The organism is Thermomonas beijingensis (assembly GCF_020034655.1).
In the GTDB taxonomy this organism is placed as follows: domain Bacteria; phylum Pseudomonadota; class Gammaproteobacteria; order Xanthomonadales; family Xanthomonadaceae; genus Thermomonas; species Thermomonas beijingensis.
Genome location: NZ_JAIQDJ010000002.1, coordinates 343,456 through 360,436, shown reverse-complemented (window position 1 = coordinate 360,436; position 16,981 = coordinate 343,456). Strand labels below are relative to the sequence as shown.

15 protein-coding genes and 1 tRNA gene are annotated in these 16,981 nt (G+C 61.3%); 1 reads left to right on the top strand and 15 read right to left on the bottom strand.

The window, feature by feature from the left end; all coding sequences use genetic code 11:
• Positions 1-20: 20 nt before the first annotated feature.
• Positions 21-767 (bottom strand): triose-phosphate isomerase, encoded by a 747-nt coding sequence (gene tpiA / locus K7B09_RS07490; RefSeq protein ID WP_223628434.1) that lies wholly within the window; start codon positions 765-767, stop codon positions 21-23.
• 68 nt (positions 768-835) lie between these two features.
• On the opposite strand from tpiA, the gene K7B09_RS07485 reads away from it, so the two are divergent.
• Positions 836-1,516 carry a DUF6445 family protein gene (locus tag K7B09_RS07485; protein ID WP_223628431.1) on the top strand — a complete coding sequence of 227 codons (681 nt, stop codon included), beginning with the start codon at positions 836-838 and terminating at the stop codon, positions 1,514-1,516.
• Positions 1,517-1,553: 37 nt separating this feature from the next.
• On the opposite strand, the gene K7B09_RS07480 is transcribed toward K7B09_RS07485, so the two are convergent.
• From K7B09_RS07480 to lon, 14 genes are all read right to left on the bottom strand, one after another.
• A complete protein-coding gene (locus tag K7B09_RS07480) occupies positions 1,554-2,507 on the bottom strand; it encodes an isopenicillin N synthase family dioxygenase (protein WP_223628428.1) in 954 nt (317 codons plus the stop codon).
• A 50-nt stretch (positions 2,508-2,557) separates the two neighbouring features.
• Positions 2,558-3,919 (bottom strand): phosphoglucosamine mutase, encoded by a 1,362-nt coding sequence (gene glmM / locus K7B09_RS07475; RefSeq protein WP_223628425.1) that lies wholly within the window; start codon positions 3,917-3,919, stop codon positions 2,558-2,560.
• Positions 3,916-4,806: an acetyl-CoA carboxylase, carboxyltransferase subunit beta gene (accD, locus tag K7B09_RS07470; protein ID WP_223628423.1), complete on the bottom strand. Its 891-nt coding sequence runs from the start codon at positions 4,804-4,806 to the stop codon at positions 3,916-3,918. The genes glmM and accD overlap by 4 nt, the downstream gene beginning before the upstream one ends.
• 88 nt (positions 4,807-4,894) lie before the next feature.
• Positions 4,895-5,710 (bottom strand): tryptophan synthase subunit alpha, encoded by an 816-nt coding sequence (gene trpA / locus K7B09_RS07465; protein WP_223628420.1) that lies wholly within the window; start codon positions 5,708-5,710, stop codon positions 4,895-4,897.
• Positions 5,707-6,114, bottom strand: a complete 408-nt coding sequence (locus tag K7B09_RS07460; RefSeq protein WP_223628418.1) for a DUF3144 domain-containing protein — start codon at positions 6,112-6,114, stop codon at positions 5,707-5,709. The genes trpA and K7B09_RS07460 overlap by 4 nt, the downstream gene beginning before the upstream one ends.
• A gap of 87 nt (positions 6,115-6,201) precedes the next feature.
• A complete protein-coding gene (gene trpB, locus K7B09_RS07455; RefSeq protein WP_223628774.1) occupies positions 6,202-7,401 on the bottom strand; it encodes a tryptophan synthase subunit beta in 1,200 nt (399 codons plus the stop codon).
• Positions 7,402-7,641: 240 nt separating this feature from the next.
• The gene (locus K7B09_RS07450) at positions 7,642-8,259 is read right to left on the bottom strand and encodes a phosphoribosylanthranilate isomerase (RefSeq protein WP_263296720.1); all 618 of its coding nucleotides are present in this window, start codon (positions 8,257-8,259) and stop codon (positions 7,642-7,644) included.
• Positions 8,260-8,291: 32 nt separating this feature from the next.
• Complete coding sequence (gene truA / locus K7B09_RS07445) at positions 8,292-9,077, bottom strand: tRNA pseudouridine(38-40) synthase TruA (protein ID WP_223628412.1); 786 nt, start codon at positions 9,075-9,077, stop codon at positions 8,292-8,294.
• Between the two features lie 17 nt (positions 9,078-9,094).
• Positions 9,095-11,242, bottom strand: a complete 2,148-nt coding sequence (locus K7B09_RS07440) for a FimV/HubP family polar landmark protein (protein ID WP_317851751.1) — start codon at positions 11,240-11,242, stop codon at positions 9,095-9,097.
• 34 nt (positions 11,243-11,276) lie between these two features.
• Entirely contained in the window at positions 11,277-12,317 is a 1,041-nt protein-coding gene (locus K7B09_RS07430; RefSeq protein ID WP_223628410.1) for an aspartate-semialdehyde dehydrogenase, read from the bottom strand.
• Positions 12,318-12,440: 123 nt separating this feature from the next.
• Positions 12,441-13,550: a chorismate synthase gene (gene aroC / locus K7B09_RS07425; protein WP_223628407.1), complete on the bottom strand. Its 1,110-nt coding sequence runs from the start codon at positions 13,548-13,550 to the stop codon at positions 12,441-12,443.
• A 178-nt stretch (positions 13,551-13,728) separates the two neighbouring features.
• A tRNA-Val gene (locus K7B09_RS07420) sits at positions 13,729-13,803 on the bottom strand.
• Between the two features lie 99 nt (positions 13,804-13,902).
• A complete protein-coding gene (locus tag K7B09_RS07415; RefSeq protein WP_223628405.1) occupies positions 13,903-14,175 on the bottom strand; it encodes an HU family DNA-binding protein in 273 nt (90 codons plus the stop codon).
• A 217-nt stretch (positions 14,176-14,392) separates the two neighbouring features.
• The gene (lon, locus tag K7B09_RS07410) at positions 14,393-16,855 is read right to left on the bottom strand and encodes an endopeptidase La (protein WP_223628403.1); all 2,463 of its coding nucleotides are present in this window, start codon (positions 16,853-16,855) and stop codon (positions 14,393-14,395) included.
• Between the last annotated feature and the right edge of the window lie 126 nt (positions 16,856-16,981).

The window sequence follows — 16,981 nt, the reverse complement described above, 5'->3', positions numbered from 1 at the left end:
GGGGTTGTCTCTGAAGTCGGTCAGGCCAGCGCAGTTGCGATGGCCAGGAAATCTGCGGCGACCAAGGAAGCGCCGCCAATCAACCCGCCATCCACGTCGGCCTGCGCAAACAGGCTGGCCGCGTTGTCGGGCTTCACGCTGCCACCATACAACAGCGGCAGTGAATCAGCGATTTTAGCATCCCTATCGGCCACTTGGCTACGGATGAAGGCATGCACCGCCTGCGCCTGCTCTGGGCTGGCGGTGCGGCCAGTGCCAATCGCCCACACCGGCTCGTACGCCACCACCGCATCGGCAAATGCCGCCACGCCCACCAGATCCAGTACCGGGCGCAATTGGCTGGCAATCACCGCCTCGGTCTGCCCAGCTTCGCGCTCCTCCAGACGTTCGCCCACACACAGGATGGGAGTGATGCCAGCGGCCTGCGCGGCCCGGAATTTCTGCGCCACCAATTCGCTGCTTTCAGCATGGTATTGGCGGCGTTCGGAATGCCCCACCAAGGTATAGCGTGCGCCCACATCGGCCAGCATGGCGGCAGCCACTTCGCCGGTGTAGGCCCCCTTTGCATGCGCGCTGACATCCTGCGCCCCCACTGCGATGTCTGCACCTGCGCAGCGGGCCAGCACTTCCCCCAGATACGGATACGGAGGCAATACGATCAAGCCAACGCCGGCAGGCGCGCCTGCCTTGATGGCATCCACCAAGGCTGCGGCGAATTCACGGCTGCCCTGCAGCTTCCAGTTACCGGCAACGATCTTGCGGCGCATGCGCTACTCCATTCAATTTGTCAGCCAAGTTTAACAACCCACACGCATCGGCTCGTATAGTCGCGCCCATGAGACCCCAATTTCCACCCACGCCAATGTTGCGGATGCTGCCTTACCGCAAGCCCACCGAAGGCCGCGACTACTGGCTGTTCGATGATGTGCTGCCCAATGCCGATCGCGTGCGCGAGCGCTGTCTGGGCAAACAGGATTGGGCGCTGGGCTTCCCGCATACCGGCGAAAGCTGGCCGGGCCGGCGCGCGATTCCGGCGCTGGATGCCGAAGAACTTACCCAGGTAGAAGCGCGTGTCATGCAGGCCACCGGCACGCGCAAGCTGTGGGTACAACCGACACCGGACGGCAAGACCCTCAACCACAATTGCGTGCAAGTGGTCGGCAAGCACGAGGCCGGCCCGCGCCCGCATACCGACTCACTCGCACTGTGCCGCTATGCCGGCGTGTTGTACTTGAACCCGGATGCGCCGCAGGAATGCGGCACCAGCTTTTATCGGCAACGCATGCCCAATGGCCAGCTGGGCGGCAATCTTGTCACCCGGCCGCATACCAATCTGGTGGAAGCCCTGGGCACCCGCTTCGTGCCGCCCAACTCCTTTGTGGAAGATGTGCGCATCCCCCACAAATTCAACCGCCTGTTGGTGTACAGCGCCGCCCTGATCCACACCGCCACCGCCTACTGCGGCAGTGTGCTGGCCGACGAACGCATGGCCGCGGTGTTTTTTTGGATGAGTTGATGGCACGCCACGCCGCAAGGTGGGCCCCCCCCCCCAATTACTTCAGCTTGATCTCGCGCAAGCGTTCTTCCAGATAACCTTGTGCGGTGATCGGCTCGGGGTAGCGGCTGGGGTTGTCTGCACTGATGCACGACGGCAAAACGTCGATCAGGAAATCGGGGTTGGGGTGCAGGAAGAACGGCGTGGAATAGCGCGGCTGGCGCGCCTTGTCACCCGGCGGATTGACCACGCGGTGGGTGGTGGATGGATACACATGATTGGTCAGGCGTTGCAGCATGTCGCCGATGTTGACCACGATGGTGTCGGCGTCGGCGGTGAACGGCACCCACTCGCCCTTGCGCGACAGCACTTCCAGGCCTTCCGCGCTGGCACCCACCAGCAGGGTGATCAGGTTGATGTCCTCGTGCGCGCCGGCGCGGACATTGGGCACATCATCGGTGGTGATTGGCGGGTAGTGGATGGGGCGCAAAATTGAATTGCCGCTGTCGGTCTTGTCGGCAAAATAGTCCTCCGCCAGCCCGATGTGCAGCGCCAGCGCCGACAGCACTTGCGAGCCCAGTGCATCCAACGATTGATACAGCCCGTAGCCAACCTGCTTGAATTCGGGGATTTCCGAAGGCCACAGATTCTCCGGCATGTCGGCGGCATACTTGGAGTCACGCGGGATTTCGCGGCCGATGTGCCAGAACTCCTTGAGATCGAAATACTTCGAGCCTTTCGCGGTTTCCACGCCAAATGGCGTATAGCCACGCGCACCACCACCACCGGCAACGTGATAGTGCTTTTTCACATCGTCGGGCAGCGCGAAGAAGGCCTTGAAAGTGGCGTAGGCCGCGTCGATCTGCGCCTGCGGGAGGCCGTGATTGCGAATGCCGGCAAAGCCCCATTCGCGATAGGCCGCGCCGAGCTCGTCGATGAACGCCTGCCGATCTACGGGGCTGGCCGGATGGGTGAAGCGACGAATGTCGAGGGTTGGAATCTGCGAGGTCATGGGAAAGTCTCTTCGATGATTGCCACACCCACTGGCACGGGAATGACAGGTTAAATCGCCGCAGCGCGCACCGCATCTGCCAACGTGGTCAACGTGGCTTCCATCAGTACCGCATCGTCGGCCTCCACCGTGACGCGCACCACGGGCTCGGTTCCGGATGGGCGCAAGAAGGCGCGGCCACGCCCTTCCACCGCACGTTGTGCAGCTTGCAGCGCGGCTTTGACACTGTCCGCTTCGGCCGGTTTGCGGCCTGCTTCAAAACGCACGTTGATGGTTTTTTGCGGCACCCGCTGCAGACCCTGCAGTGCTTGCACCAAGCCGATGCCGCGCCGCTGCAACACTTCCAACACTTGCAGCGCACTGACGATACCGTCGCCGGTGCTGGCACGATCCAAACACAAAATATGCCCGGACGCTTCGCCGCCCAGCACGCCCTCATGCGCCAACAATTGCTGATGCACGTAGCGGTCACCCACCTTGGCACGTACAAAACCAATCCCACGTGCGGCCAGCGCCTGCTCCAATCCGTAATTGGTCATCAAGGTGCCCACGACTGGGCCGTGCAAACGCCCGCTGTCTTGCCAATCACAGGCCAGCACGTATAGCAGATCATCGCCATCGCACACACGACCTTCAGCATCGACAAACAACACCCGATCGCCATCACCATCAAACGCAATGCCGAGGTCAGCGGTGGTTTCACGCACCCGCGCCACCAGTGCTTCGGGATGCGTAGAACCCACGCCATCATTGATATTCACGCCATTGGGTTCCACCCCAATTGCATCCACCCGCGCATCCAGCTCACGCAGCACCAGCGGCGCCAATTGGTAGGTTGCGCCGTGGCCGCAGTCCACCACGATGCGCATGCCACCCAAATGAAAGCCTTTGGGGACAGAGTTTTTGCATGCCTCCACGTAACGACCGATGGTGTCGCGGGTGCGTACTGCCTTGCCTAACTGCTCCGAAGGCACGGTGGAAAATGGTTTTTCGAGTGCGGCTTCGATTGCCAACTCAGTGGCATCATCGAGCTTTTCGCCTTGTGCTGAGAAAAATTTGATGCCGTTATCGTGATGCGGGTTGTGTGACGCAGAAATCACGATGCCGCCATCGGCGCGCATCGAATGGGTCAGATGCGCCACCGCCGGGGTCGGCATGGGCCCCATCAGTTGCACATCCACACCGGCGGCCACCAGGCCCGCTTCCAACGCAGCTTCGAACATGTAATTGGAAATGCGGGTGTCCTTGCCGATCACCACGAGGGGTTTGCGCCACTCCTGCCCGGCGCGGGCGGCGGCGGTCAATGCGTGGCCATAGGCATTGCCCAAGCGCAGCACGAAATCGGCCGAGATCGGGCCTTCGCCGACACGGCCGCGGATACCGTCGGTACCAAAATATTTGCGTGCGCTCACGCGACCTCCGTACTTTCCGCAGGTGCCGGCTGACGCATCAGCATCGCCAGGATGTGGGCCAAGCGCGCACGCATTTCACGACGATCCACGATCTGGTCGACGGTGCCGTGCTGGAGCAAAAACTCACTACGCTGGAAGCCTTCCGGCAATTTCTCGCGCACGGTTTGTTCAATCACGCGCTGCCCGGCGAACCCAATCAGTGCGCCCGGTTCGGCCAAATTCAAATCGCCCAACATCGCAAAACTGGCCGACACGCCGCCAGTGGTGGGATGGGTGAGCACCGAGATATACGGCAGGCCCGCCGCACGCAGGCGGCCCAGCGCGGCGGAGGTCTTGGCCATCTGCATCAGCGAGAACAAGCTCTCCTGCATGCGCGCGCCGCCACTGGCGGAAAAATTCACGAACGGGCAACGCAGCACCAGTGCACGCTCGGCGGCAAGGGTAAAACGTTCACCCACCACTGACCCCATTGACCCACCCATGAATGCAAAATCAAACGAGGCGGCCACAAGGTCACGCCCCATCAACTTGCCTTCCATGGCGATCAGCGCATCACGCTCACCGGTGGATTTTTGTGCCGCCTTGATGCGGTCGACGTATTTTTTTTGGTCCTTGAACTTGAGCACATCGGTAGGGCCCAAGCTGGCACCTATTTCACGCCCAACGCCGTCATCCAACAGTGCCGCAAGGCGGGCGCGTGCTCGAATCGGCATATGAAAACTGCACTTGGGGCACACCTCAAGATTGGCTTCCAGTTCGGGGCGATACAACGCCGCACCACAATGCTCGCACTTTTCCCACAAGCCTTCGGGAACGCTGCGTTTGCGCTCACTGCCTGCCTCGGTGCGGATGCCGGCACCCGGCATGATTTTTTTTAGCCAGCTCATTTGAATTCAATCACCGCAGTTGCGTTGTGTACCCGATAGCCATGCCGTTGCCAAAGGGTGCGTCAAACGAAAGATGTTGCAGTCTAGCTCAGGCCGAAACAGCCAAGCCGTTCAGTGCATCACGCAGCGGCTGCAAGAATGCCGCTGCACTGTTGGCGACATCAGCGGCCTGCGTGCACGACTCCATCACAGAAACCAAGGCGCTGCCGACCACTACGCCATCGGCGTGGGCTGCCATTGCCGCGGCGCTGGCGGCATCACGAATCCCGAATCCGGCAAATACCGGCACTTGTGCCATCGCCTGTACCTGCGACAAATGGCGCGCCGCCTCAACCACATCCAAGTGCGCTGCGCCCGTCACGCCGGCATAGCTGACGTAATACAAATACCCTTCCGCCTGCTGGCAAAGCCGCTCCAACCGCGCTTGCGGTGTGGTGGGTGAGGCTAACGAAATCAGCGCCAGCCCATTGTGCGCAAATGCTGCGCGGTAGGCATCGGCTTCCTCGGGCGGCAAGTCCACCAGCAACATGCCATCCACACCTGCACGCGCTGCGTCCTTGGCGAAGGCAGCAGCGCCGCGAATCTCGACCGGATTCAGGTAACCCATTAGCACCACGGGTGTAGCGGAGTTGGTGATGCGAAATTCGCATACGCAATCCAGTACGTACGCCAGCCCGGCCCCGCGAGCCAACGCACGCTCGGAGCTGCGCTGGATCACCGGGCCATCCGCCATGGGGTCGGAAAACGGCACGCCCAATTCGATCACGTCCGCACCCGCTTGTACCAGTGCGTGCATGACCGGCACCGTCGCCGCAAGTGAAGGATCACCTGCGGTAATGAACGGCACCAGTGCTTTGCGGCCTGTGTTGCGCAGGCCGCTCAACCGTTGTTGCAAACGGGTCATTCGTTCGCTGCAGCCACTTCGCCAGCCGACTTCAGGCGGCCAATCTGCACGCCAGCGGCCTTGTATTCATCGGCCAACTCGGAATCACCGACATCAATACCACGCTCTTCGCCCATGCCATCCAGATGCTCATTGAGCATGCGGCGGTACATGGTGCTCATGTAGTCGAGGAACGCAGCGCGCTCTTCGGCAGCCGCGATCGGCTTGACGTTATTCAAGAATACGTGGGCATTGAAACGGGCGCTGGCAAACAGGGCCGCCAGGCTGATGTTCTTGTCGCCATACTGCTGCGACTGTTTGTTGGTCAGTTCCAGGTATTCATTGACGCAATCAAAAAACTGCGGCGGGAACTGGGTGCCGCCTTGGTTGGCATCCTGCGCTTGTTGTACTTGCTCGTCGGCCATGGCCAGACTCCTGCTGTTAAGGGTGAAATTGACCGCGTATTGTCGCCGAAAGCGGCGCGCAGTCCAAATGGCGATCTCCGGCACGCTTTACAGAACGATGCCTTCGCGTGCGGCAATCGTGTGCACATCCTTGTCGCCACGGCCAGACAGGTTGCACAGCACTATCGCGTCTTTTCGCATGTCCGCAGCCAGTTTGATCGCTTGCGCCACTGCATGACTGGACTCCAGCGCCGGCAGAATGCCTTCGGTGCGGGTCAGCCGGTGGAAGGCGGCCAGCGCCTCGGCATCGGTGACGCCCACGTACTCGGCGCGCCCCATGTCCTTCAGGAAGGCGTGTTCGGGGCCGACACCGGGGTAATCCAATCCGGCGGAAATCGAATGGGTTTCGGTGATCTGGCCATCGTCATCGCAAATCACGTAGGTACGGTTGCCGTGCAATACCCCCACCCGACCCGCGGATAACGATGCGGCATGGCGGCCGGTTTGGATGCCATCACCCGCCGCTTCCGCCCCCACGATGCGCACCATGGGGTCATTCAGGAACGCATGGAAAATGCCGATGGCATTGCTGCCGCCCCCCACGCAGGCGGTGATGGCATCCGGCAGGCGGCCGTATTCGGCCAGCATCTGCTGGCGGGCTTCACGCCCCACCACGGAATTGAAATCACGCACCATGCGCGGGTACGGGTCGGGGCCGGCCACGGTGCCGATGATGTAGAAGGTGTCCTGCACATTCGTCACCCAATCGCGCATGGCTTCGTTCAGCGCGTCTTTCAGGGTGGCACTGCCACTGGTGACCGGCACCACGGTGGCCCCCAGCAACTGCATGCGATGGACATTGCTTTTTTGCCGCTCGATATCGGTGGCGCCCATGTAGACCACGCATTCCAGACCCAAGCGTGTGGCCACGGTGGCGCTGGCCACGCCGTGCTGGCCGGCGCCGGTCTCGGCGATGATCCGGGTCTTGCCCATGCGCGATGCCAACAGCGCTTGGCCGATGGTGTTGTTGATCTTGTGTGCGCCGGTGTGGTTCAGGTCTTCGCGCTTGAACAAGATGCGCGCACCGCCGACTTCACGGCTGAGCCGCTCGGCGTGGTAGATCGGGCTGGGCCGGCCAACGTAATGGGTAAGATCTTTGTAAAACGCGGCGATGAAGCTGGGATCTACCCGCGCGGCGTCATACGCGGCAGCCAGCTCTTGCAGCGGGCCAATCAAGGTTTCCGCGACAAAACGGCCGCCGTGGCGACCAAAATGCCCATTGGCATCGGGGTAGGCATGAAAGTCGATGGCCGCGCTGGCATCGGCGGTTGGATGGGGCGTAGTCACGCGAAAGTCTCCGGAAATACCTGTGCGCCTGTGGCGAATGTCGCCTGCGCGAATAATGCTGGAAGTCGAAAGCCGGTTCCGTTGGCAACAGGAAACTGGTGGACTTATCTCACTGCTGCCGCAGGCACGCGCCGCCAACGCCGCAAAGAGCGTCCAAACGGGGCAGCAGGTCGAAACGATGAATTCATGAGTGTGTATAGCCTAACCGATCGCCGCCTGATGTGCGGCATCCTCGGCGCGCACTGCCGCCACAAACCGGCGCATCGCGGCAGCATCCTTTTGCCCCGGCGCGACTTCAATACCACTGGCAATATCCACCCCCCACGGCTGCGCCGTGCGCAATGCCTGCGCCACATTGCAGGCGTTCAGACCCCCCGCCAACAAAATGGGGGTCTGTTGATCACGTGGCAACCTTGACCAGTCAAAGCGCTTGCCACTACCGCCCTGCTCGCCTGCACCATGACCATCCAGCACAAAGCCTGACGCACCGGGAAACGCCGCCATGGCGGGCAGCGGATCGGCCGTATCGCCCATCGCGATTGCCTTGAAATACGGCAGCCCGAAGCTGGCGCAAAACTCCGCCTCCTCGTCGCCATGGAATTGCAGCAAATCCGGTTGCGTGCGGGCGATTATGGCGTCGATATCGTGGCGTGCGTTGTTCATCAACAAGGCCACCACCCGCGTACTTGGCGGCACCAATACACGCAGGTCGGCAGCCTGCGTCAGCGCCAGCTTGCGTGGACTGCGTGTGGCAAAAATCAGGCCAATGAAATCCACCTGCAAAGCCACCGCCAACTGCACATCCTCGCTACGCGTCATGCCGCATAACTTGATGCGCGTCGCCCTATCTGTCACAGCGTAACCTCGGCTGGCAGCCGGCATTCGACGGGGTATTTCGGCCCAAGAAACAACAGCCCCGCGGATGGCGCGGTGGGACCGGCCACGGTGCGATTGCGGCCCGCCAACAATTGTGCGATCCACTCCGGCGCACGCTCGCCGCGCCCAACTACCAACAGTGATCCCACGAAATTGCGCACCATGTGGTGCAAGAACGCGTTGGCTTGCACGTCCACCACCACTTCATCACCACTACGCTGCACCTGGATGGTGTGCACATTGCGGCGTGCATGACTGGCTTGGCATTGCGCGCTACGGAACGCGGAAAAATCCTGTTCACCCAGCAATGCCTGCGCCGCCGCATGCATGGCTGCTGCATCCAGCGGCATGCGTTCCCAGCTCAAATACTGGCGCTGCAAGCCGGGCCGCACCGCCCGGTTGAGAATGCGATAGCGATAACTGCGCGCGCACGCCGAAAAACGCGCGCTGAAATCGTCGGCCACCGGTACACACCAACGCACCGCCATCGTCGGTGGCAGGTTGGTGGTAGCGCCCAAAACCCAGCCACGACTATCCCGCAACGCTTCGGTATCAAAATGCACCACTTGGCATTGCCCGTGCACACCTGCATCGGTGCGGCCTGCGCACACGGTATCAATCGGCGCACCAGCGACCCGCGACAGCGCGATCTCCAGCGCTGTTTGCAGGCTGCCATCGGGCACCAGGGTGCCGGCAGCAGTCAGCCGCTGCCAGCCAGAAAAGCCGCTGCCGTCGTATTCGATACCAAGAGCAAGGCGCATTGCGTTTGTGGCAACCCTCAGCCCATCAACTTGCTCAGCATGCGGCCCGCTTTCTCGCTGGCAGCATCATCCTCGTCGTTCAACAACTCGGCTAGGATCTGCTGCGCCGAAGTTTTATCGCCCATATCGAGGAACGCGTCCACTAGCTTGAAGCGCTGCTCGATGCTGGCATGTGCTGGCGCTGCTTCAGTTGTCGCTGCGGCTGGCGCAGCGACCGGATTGGATTGCACAGCGGCTTGAGCGTCCGCTGCAGGTGCGGCAGGCTCCGGCTCGGGCTCGGCCTTGACCCAGCCCGAATGCCACGCGGGTGTGTCGGTGCGTGCCGGCGTCGGCGCTGTACTCCCAACTTCAGCCGCTTGCACAGCGTCGCCGGCGATCGGCTTGAAGATGGGCTCTGCCGCAGTCTCCGCCGTGTCCTCAGGTGTCGTCATTGCCACCATGCTGGCCGCCAGCGCTTCGCTGTCAAACACACTGCGGCGCACCGGAGTGGCAGCAGGCTTGCGGCGGCCTGCCAATAGCCAAGCCAACAGCGCCAGTGCAGCAAAACCGACCCCGCCCCAGACATAGGGCATTGCCTTGTGCTTGGGCGCATCAGGTGCAGGCGCGGGTTGTTGGCTCGTGGTGGTTGCGGCTACTGGCGCTGCGGTTTGCGGCTTGGCCGGTGTTTGTGCCTGCGCTTGTGCCTGCGCTTGTGCTTGGGCTTGTGCCTGGTTGGCTTGTGCCAGGTGCGCCTGTGCAGTGGCCAATTCCGTGTCTTTCAGCGCGATGAGCTTTTGCTGCTCGTCCTTGAGTTTTTCGAGCGAAGCCACGCGCTCTTTCAACTCGCCAATTTCGGCCGTTTTTGCGGCGATATCTTCGTCACGCTGACGCAATTCTTGTTGCAACATGCTGCCCTTCCCGCCGGCGTCGGTGCCGGACTTCATACCTGTGGCCTTGCCCGGCCCCGTGGGTGGCACGATTTGCAACCGCGCTTCGTTTCGACGCTGTAGTTTGGCCTGCGCGTGTTCTGGCGCAGGTGGATTGGCCGCCGTTGCGGGTTTGCTGGACGCAGCGGGTTTGCGCGAGACGGTTGCAACGTTCTTGGTAACAGACGTGTGCGCCGGCGCTTGCTTGGGTTCGGTGGCATCTGCTGTAGCGGCACTATCAGCAGGCTTACGGGTGGGCTCCGCCTGCGTGGCAACGGTCTCCTCTGACAGCCGCACCGCATGACGTGCCTGCTGCCACTGCTGCATCTGCTGGCGTACCACCTGAGTGGCCTCGTCGGCATCGATCTTGGCGACATCGTCATGCCCGGGGACACGCAAAATCGCCCCGCTGCGCAGGCGATTCACGTCATCACCCAGGAATGCCTCTGGGTTTGCGCGCAACAGCGCCAACATCGACTGGTCAAGGCTAAATGCAGATCGCAAACCAACCGCACCAACAATTTTCGACAGGGTTTCACCGCGCTTGACCGGGCCATACTGCGCCTCTGTCGGCGCACTGGCTGCTGCCACTGGTGCTGCTGGTGGAGGCACCGGTGTTGGCGGTACAGGTATCGATGCAGGAACTGGTGCGATGTTTGCGGTTGGCGCAGGCAAGGGCTCTGGCGGGGACGCAGCAGGAACAGGTTGGGCGGGTGCCGTGCTTGCCTGGGTTGCAGCAGCAACTGGCGCAGGGGCCGCCGCTGGGGCAAGCGGGGCCGGCAACGCAGGTTGCGGGCGTTGCACCAAATTCGCCGCCGGGGCCTGCGGCAACTGCACTGACGGCTGCACTCCGGCAGCAGCGGTGTCGGGGGTATCTACCAAAGCCGAATATTCGCGCACCAGCCGGCCGGTGCCCCAATCGACTTCAACCAGGAAATTGAGCGCGCCTTGATCCACCGGCTTGAGCGTGGTGACGCGAATCACCGGGCGCCCCTTGCTATCGCTGCCTAAGCTGAACTGCAAATCTGCAGCCGCCCCGCTGGGAGGCGACAGCCCGATACGGCGAAACGTCTCCGGAGAGGCCAGCCGTGCTTGCAGCGCAGCCAGCTCGCCTGGGGTGGTGGAGATGATGGGAATTTCTGCTACTAACGGTTGATTACGCTTGCTCTTGACCTGAATTTGGCCCAGCCCAAGTGCCCAGCTATTTCCCGCCGCCAGTAACAACGCGGTCATCACCGCTGTGCGCAATGCTCGATTCACACGCTCTCCATCCCCGCTAGTAGGCGTTGCGACTCTAGCCCCCAGTGGCCTTCGGCGGCAAGCCTTCTGCCACTAATAGTTCGGCAATCTGCACCGCATTGAGCGCCGCACCCTTGCGTATGTTGTCGGCCACCACCCACAAATTGAGCCCGCGCGGGTGCGAAAAATCCTCACGGATGCGGCCCACAAACACCGGATCCTTGCCGGAGGCATGGGTGACGGGGGTTGGGTAGCCGCCGGCCTTGTGCTCATCCACCACTTCCACCCCTGCCGCCTTGCCCAGCAGCGCACGCGCCTGCTCGACCGTGATTTTGTGTTTGGTTTCGATATTCACCGCTTCGGAATGCCCGAAGAACACCGGCACGCGCACTGCGGTGGGGTTCACCTGGATCGTGCTGTCCCCCAGGATTTTCTGGGTTTCCCACACCAACTTCATTTCTTCCTTGGTGTAGCCGTTGGGCTGGAATTCGTCGATATGCGGAATCAGATTGAAGGCGATCTGCACCGGAAACTTTTTCGGTTCGATGTCCTGAAAACTCAGGAGCTCGGCGGTTTGCCTGCCCAACTCTTCCATCGCGCTGCGGCCACCGCCGGACACCGACTGATAGGTCGCCACATTGACGCGCTCGATGCCGTATTCGCGATGGATCGGTGCCAGCACCGGCATCAGTTGCATGGTGGAGCAATTGGGATTGGCAATAATGCCGCGCGGGCGGTTTTTTGCTGCGTCAGGATTGACTTCACTCACCACCAGCGGCACATCATCGTCGTAGCGGAAGGTGGAAGAATTGTCGATCACCACCGCGCCGGCGGCGGCGAATTTCGGTGCGTATTCCTTGCTGGTCGCGCCACCGGCCGAGAACAGTGCGATATCGACACTGGACGGGTCGAAGTTGGCCAAGTCCTGCACCAGTACCTCGTCATCACCAAAATCGATATGGCTGCCGGCAGAACGTTCGCTGGCCAATGCCACCAATTCGCTGATCGGGAACTTGCGTTCGGCCAGGATCGACAACATGACCTCACCCACGGCGCCAGTGGCACCCACCACCGCGACCTTGTACTTGTTGCTCATGACTCTTTGCCTTTGAAATTTTGAGTGCGGCGCAGCCTGCGCCGACAGAAGGAAACCAAGCTCGTGTGCGGTATTGCCTGCGGCGCGTCGCTGCCCGTGGGGGGCTAAGCCGGCGGCGCGCCGCTATCGTTTCGCGCCGGTAATGTTGATGTTGCCGGCAATGCGCGGGGACATCTCACCCACGTCGCCACACTGCGCACGATGACGCAACGCTTGATCCATCAGCACCAGCGCCAGCATCGCCTCGCAAATAGGGGTTGCGCGGATGCCGACGCAGGGGTCGTGGCGGCCGGTGGTGACCACATCCACCACGTGGCCGTCCACGTCCAACCCTTGCACCGGCAGCCGCAAGCTGGACGTGGGTTTGAAGGCCACCGATACCGAAATCTGTTGCCCGGTGGAAATACCGCCGAGGATGCCGCCGGCATGGTTGCTCAGGAAGCCATCCGGCGTCATCACATCGCGGTGCACGCTGCCCAATTGCGCCACCGAAGCAAAACCATCGCCGATCTCCACGCCCTTGACCGCGTTGATCGACATCATCGCCGCTGCCAGCTCACCGTCCAACTTGCCGTAGATCGGCTCGCCCCAGCCAGGCGGCACGCCATCGGCCACCGCCATGACCTTCGCGCCGACCGAATCGCCGGACTTGCGCAGCGCGTCCATGTAGCTTTCCAGCTCGGCCACCTGCTCTGCGCAAGGCCAGAAGAACGGATTGCCTTCCACCGCGCTCCAGTCGTGCAAACGTGGCACGACATCGCCGATCTGGGTCATGCAGCCGCGCACGGTGACGCCACGCTGGACCAACCACTTCTTGGCGATGACCGCGGCAGCCACGCGCAGTGTGGTCTCGCGCGCGCTGCTGCGCCCGCCGCCGCGCGGATCGCGGGTGCCGTACTTCTGCCAATAGCTGTAGTCGGCATGGCCGGGGCGGAACTGCGCGGCGATCTTCGCGTAGTCCTTGCTGCGCTGGTCGGTGTTGCGAATCAGCAGCGCGATCGGCGTGCCGGTGGTGACGCCTTCATACACGCCGCTGAGGATTTCGACCTCGTCCGCTTCGTGCCGCGCCGAGGTATGGCGGGTCTTGCCGGTGGCACGGCGTGCGAGGTCATGCGCGAAGTCTTCCGGCGCGATGGCGATGCCGGGCGGGCAGCCGTCGAGGACGCAGCCGATGGCCGGCCCATGCGACTCGCCAAAAGTGGTGACGCGCAGCAGATGGCCGAAGGTGTTCAAGGGCTGATCCGTGACCCCGATGGGGACGATGAAAACGGGCTAACGGCGGAAAGATGCCGCATTGCAGCAAATGTAACAGCATTGAAATGCTGCAGCGCAAATCTTCGGTCTTTGTGCCATAAAAAAACCGGATGCCCAATGTGAATTGGACATCCGGTCTGGATCACGACTACACATCTGGTGGGCACTGAGGGGATCGAACCCCCGACCCGCTCCGTGTAAAGGAGCCGCTCTACCGCTGAGCTAAGTGCCCGGAGCCGACATTATCGCAGGCCAGTGCGCGCAGCGAAACCACCAAAATGCAAAAGCCCGGCATTTAGCCGGGCTTTTGCGCGAAAACTTTGCGCTGCGATCAGTTGACCGCGTCCTTCAATGCCTTGCCTGCCTTGAATGCGGGGTTCTTGGAGGCCTTGATCTTGATGGTGTCGCCAGTACGCGGGTTGCGGCCGGTGCGGGCGCCGCGCTTGCGAACCGAGAAGGTACCGAAGCCCACGAGGGTCACGGTGTCGCCCTTCTTGAGGGCCTTGGTAACGGCAGCGATCATCGCATCGACAGCACGGCCGGCATCGGCCTTGGTCAGTTCAGCGCCATCGGCTACGGCTTCGATGAAATCAGCTTTGTTCATTGGTGTATTGGCTCCGTTGCGGTTGTTGGTGCAAGAAATCGGTTGACCAAAATAAAGGCGCTCCCCTGCCTGTGCTTTGGGCTTACCGCAGCGAGAACAGGTGCACGCCACGGTTGCCAAACTTTATACCAGTGCCATTTCCTGCATGCAACACGAAAACAAGCTCTGGTGCGGGTTTCAGCGGTTCATTTGGGATCAGGTCGCATTTTCCCCATATTCAGTGCTTGAGCGAAGGGCGGGTGGTGCCCTTCCCCCTGCCTTTTGGCACTGCGGCCCGCACGCGCACAGCGGGCGTTTTGGCCGCCGCCTTGCCAGCCGTCTTGCGTGCTGGAGCCGGTTGCACCAGCGCAAGCTCCAGCACTTCGTCGATCCATTTCACCGGCACGATCTTCAAGTTCCGGGTCACTGTCGCCGGCAGGTCGGCAAGATCCTTGCGGTTTTCCTCCGGGATCAGCACCGTCTTGATCCCACCACGCAAAGCCGCCAGCAATTTCTCTTTCAACCCACCAATGGCGCTTACACGGCCACGCAAGGTGATCTCGCCGGTCATCGCCAGATCATGCCGCACTGGCACTTTGGTCAGCATCGACACCAGCGCGGTGGCCATTGCAATACCTGCACTGGGGCCATCCTTCGGTGTGGCGCCATCGGGCACATGCACATGCACATCGTGCTTGTGCAGGAAATCAATTTCGATGCCCAGTTGCGCCGCGCGCGCGCGCACCACCGACAGCGCCGCCGATGCCGATTCTTTCATCACATCGCCCAACTGCCCGGTCAGGATGACCTGCCCCTTGCCCGGCACCAAAGTGGACTCGACTTGCAACAGATCGCCCCCCACTTCGGTCCATGCCAAGCCGGTGACCAGGCCGATTTCGTTCTCTGCTTCGGCACGGCCAAAATCAAAGCGCTGCACCCCCAGATACTTGGCCAGGTTCTTGCCATTCACGGTGATCGTCTTGGGCGTGCTGCCTTTGACCTTCGGGCCTTGCAACGCAATATCCTTGACCACTTTGCGGGCAATCTTGGCCAGCTCGCGCTCAAGGTTGCGCACGCCTGATTCCCGCGTGTAATAACGAATGATGTCGGTAATCGCCGCCTCGGCAATCACCAACTCAGCCTCACGCAGACCGTTGGCCTTGATCTGCTTGGGCACCAGATAGCGGCTGGCGATATTGAGCTTTTCTTCCTCGGTGTAACCCGGAATCCGGATCACCTCCATGCGATCGAGCAATGGACCTGGAATGTTCATTGAATTGGACGTTGCCACGAACATCACTTCGGACAAATCCAGATCAACTTCCAGGTAGTGGTCGTTGAAGGCGTGATTTTGCTCGGGATCCAACACTTCCAGCAGGGCCGAAGAAGGATCGCCACGGAAGTCCATCGACATCTTGTCGATTTCGTCGAGCATGAACAGCGGATTCTTACTACCCGCCTTGTTCAGATTCTGCACGATCCGGCCGGGCATCGAGCCCACATACGTGCGCCGATGGCCGCGAATCTCGGCTTCATCACGCACGCCACCGAGTGCCATGCGCACGAATTTGCGGTTGGTGGCCTTGGCAATACTTTGCCCCAGCGAGGTTTTGCCCACGCCAGGCGGCCCCACCAAGCACAAGATGGGGCCCTTCATTTTCGAGACCCGTGACTGCACCGCCAAATATTCCAGGATGCGGTCCTTGACCTTCTCCAACCCGTAATGGTCTGCATCCAGCGTGTCTTGCGCGGCCTTCAAATTCTTGCGCACCTTGCTGCGCACGTCCCACGGCACGCCCAATAACCAATCCAAGTAATTGCGCACCACACCCGCCTCGGCCGACATCGGTGACATCTGCTTGAGCTTGGCGAGCTCGGTCTTGGCTTTGGTTTCCACCGCCTTGGGCATCTTGGCAGCAGCAATTTTCTTGGCGATTTCTTCCAGTTCATTGGGCGCTTCATCCAGCTCACCCAGCTCTTTCTGGATAGCCTTCATCTGCTCGTTGAGGTAGTACTCGCGCTGGCTTTTTTCCATCTGCGTCTTGACCCGCCCGCGAATGCGCTTTTCCATCTGCTGCACATCAATTTCACCCTCTACCAACCCCACCAACAATTCCAAGCGCTCAGCGGTATCCAGGGTTTCCAGCAGTTTTTGCTTATCGGCAAGACGCACGCCCAGATGCGCAGCCACGGTATCGGCCAGGCGCTCGGGCTCTTCAATCCCGGCCAAGGTTTGCAGCAGCTCCGGCGGCAATTTGCGATTGGTCTTGATGTACTGCTCAAACAGCGCCAGCAGCGTGCGCCCGATGGCCTGGACTTCACGCGGCTCGCGGCTGATCGGGACAGGCACATCCTGCGCATCGGCAAATAGCGCACCATCATGCGCATGCACGTGCTGTACGCGCGCGCGCGTCACGCCCTCCACCAGCACCTTGATGGTGCCATCCGGCAACTTCAGAAGTTGCAGCACCTGCGCCAAAGTACCCACCGAGTGCAGATCGGTGGCACCAGGGTCGTCGGTCTCCGGGGAGGTCTGCGCCACCAGCAAAATGCGTTTATCCCCTTCCACGGCAATATCGAGTGCGCGAATGGATTTTTCGCGCCCCACGAACAGCGGGATCACCATATGCGGGAACACCACCACGTCACGCAGCGGCAACACTGGGAGGATGTGGGCAGTAGAGTCAGTAGGGGCAGACATGCAAGATCTCCTGGTGCGGCACTGCAATCACAATGCCTGACTCGTTTATGGGGTTGTTGTCGCCGTGTTGCAAGCATTTTTGCAACAACAGAAAAACAATCTGAAAATCAATACGTTACCGAATCC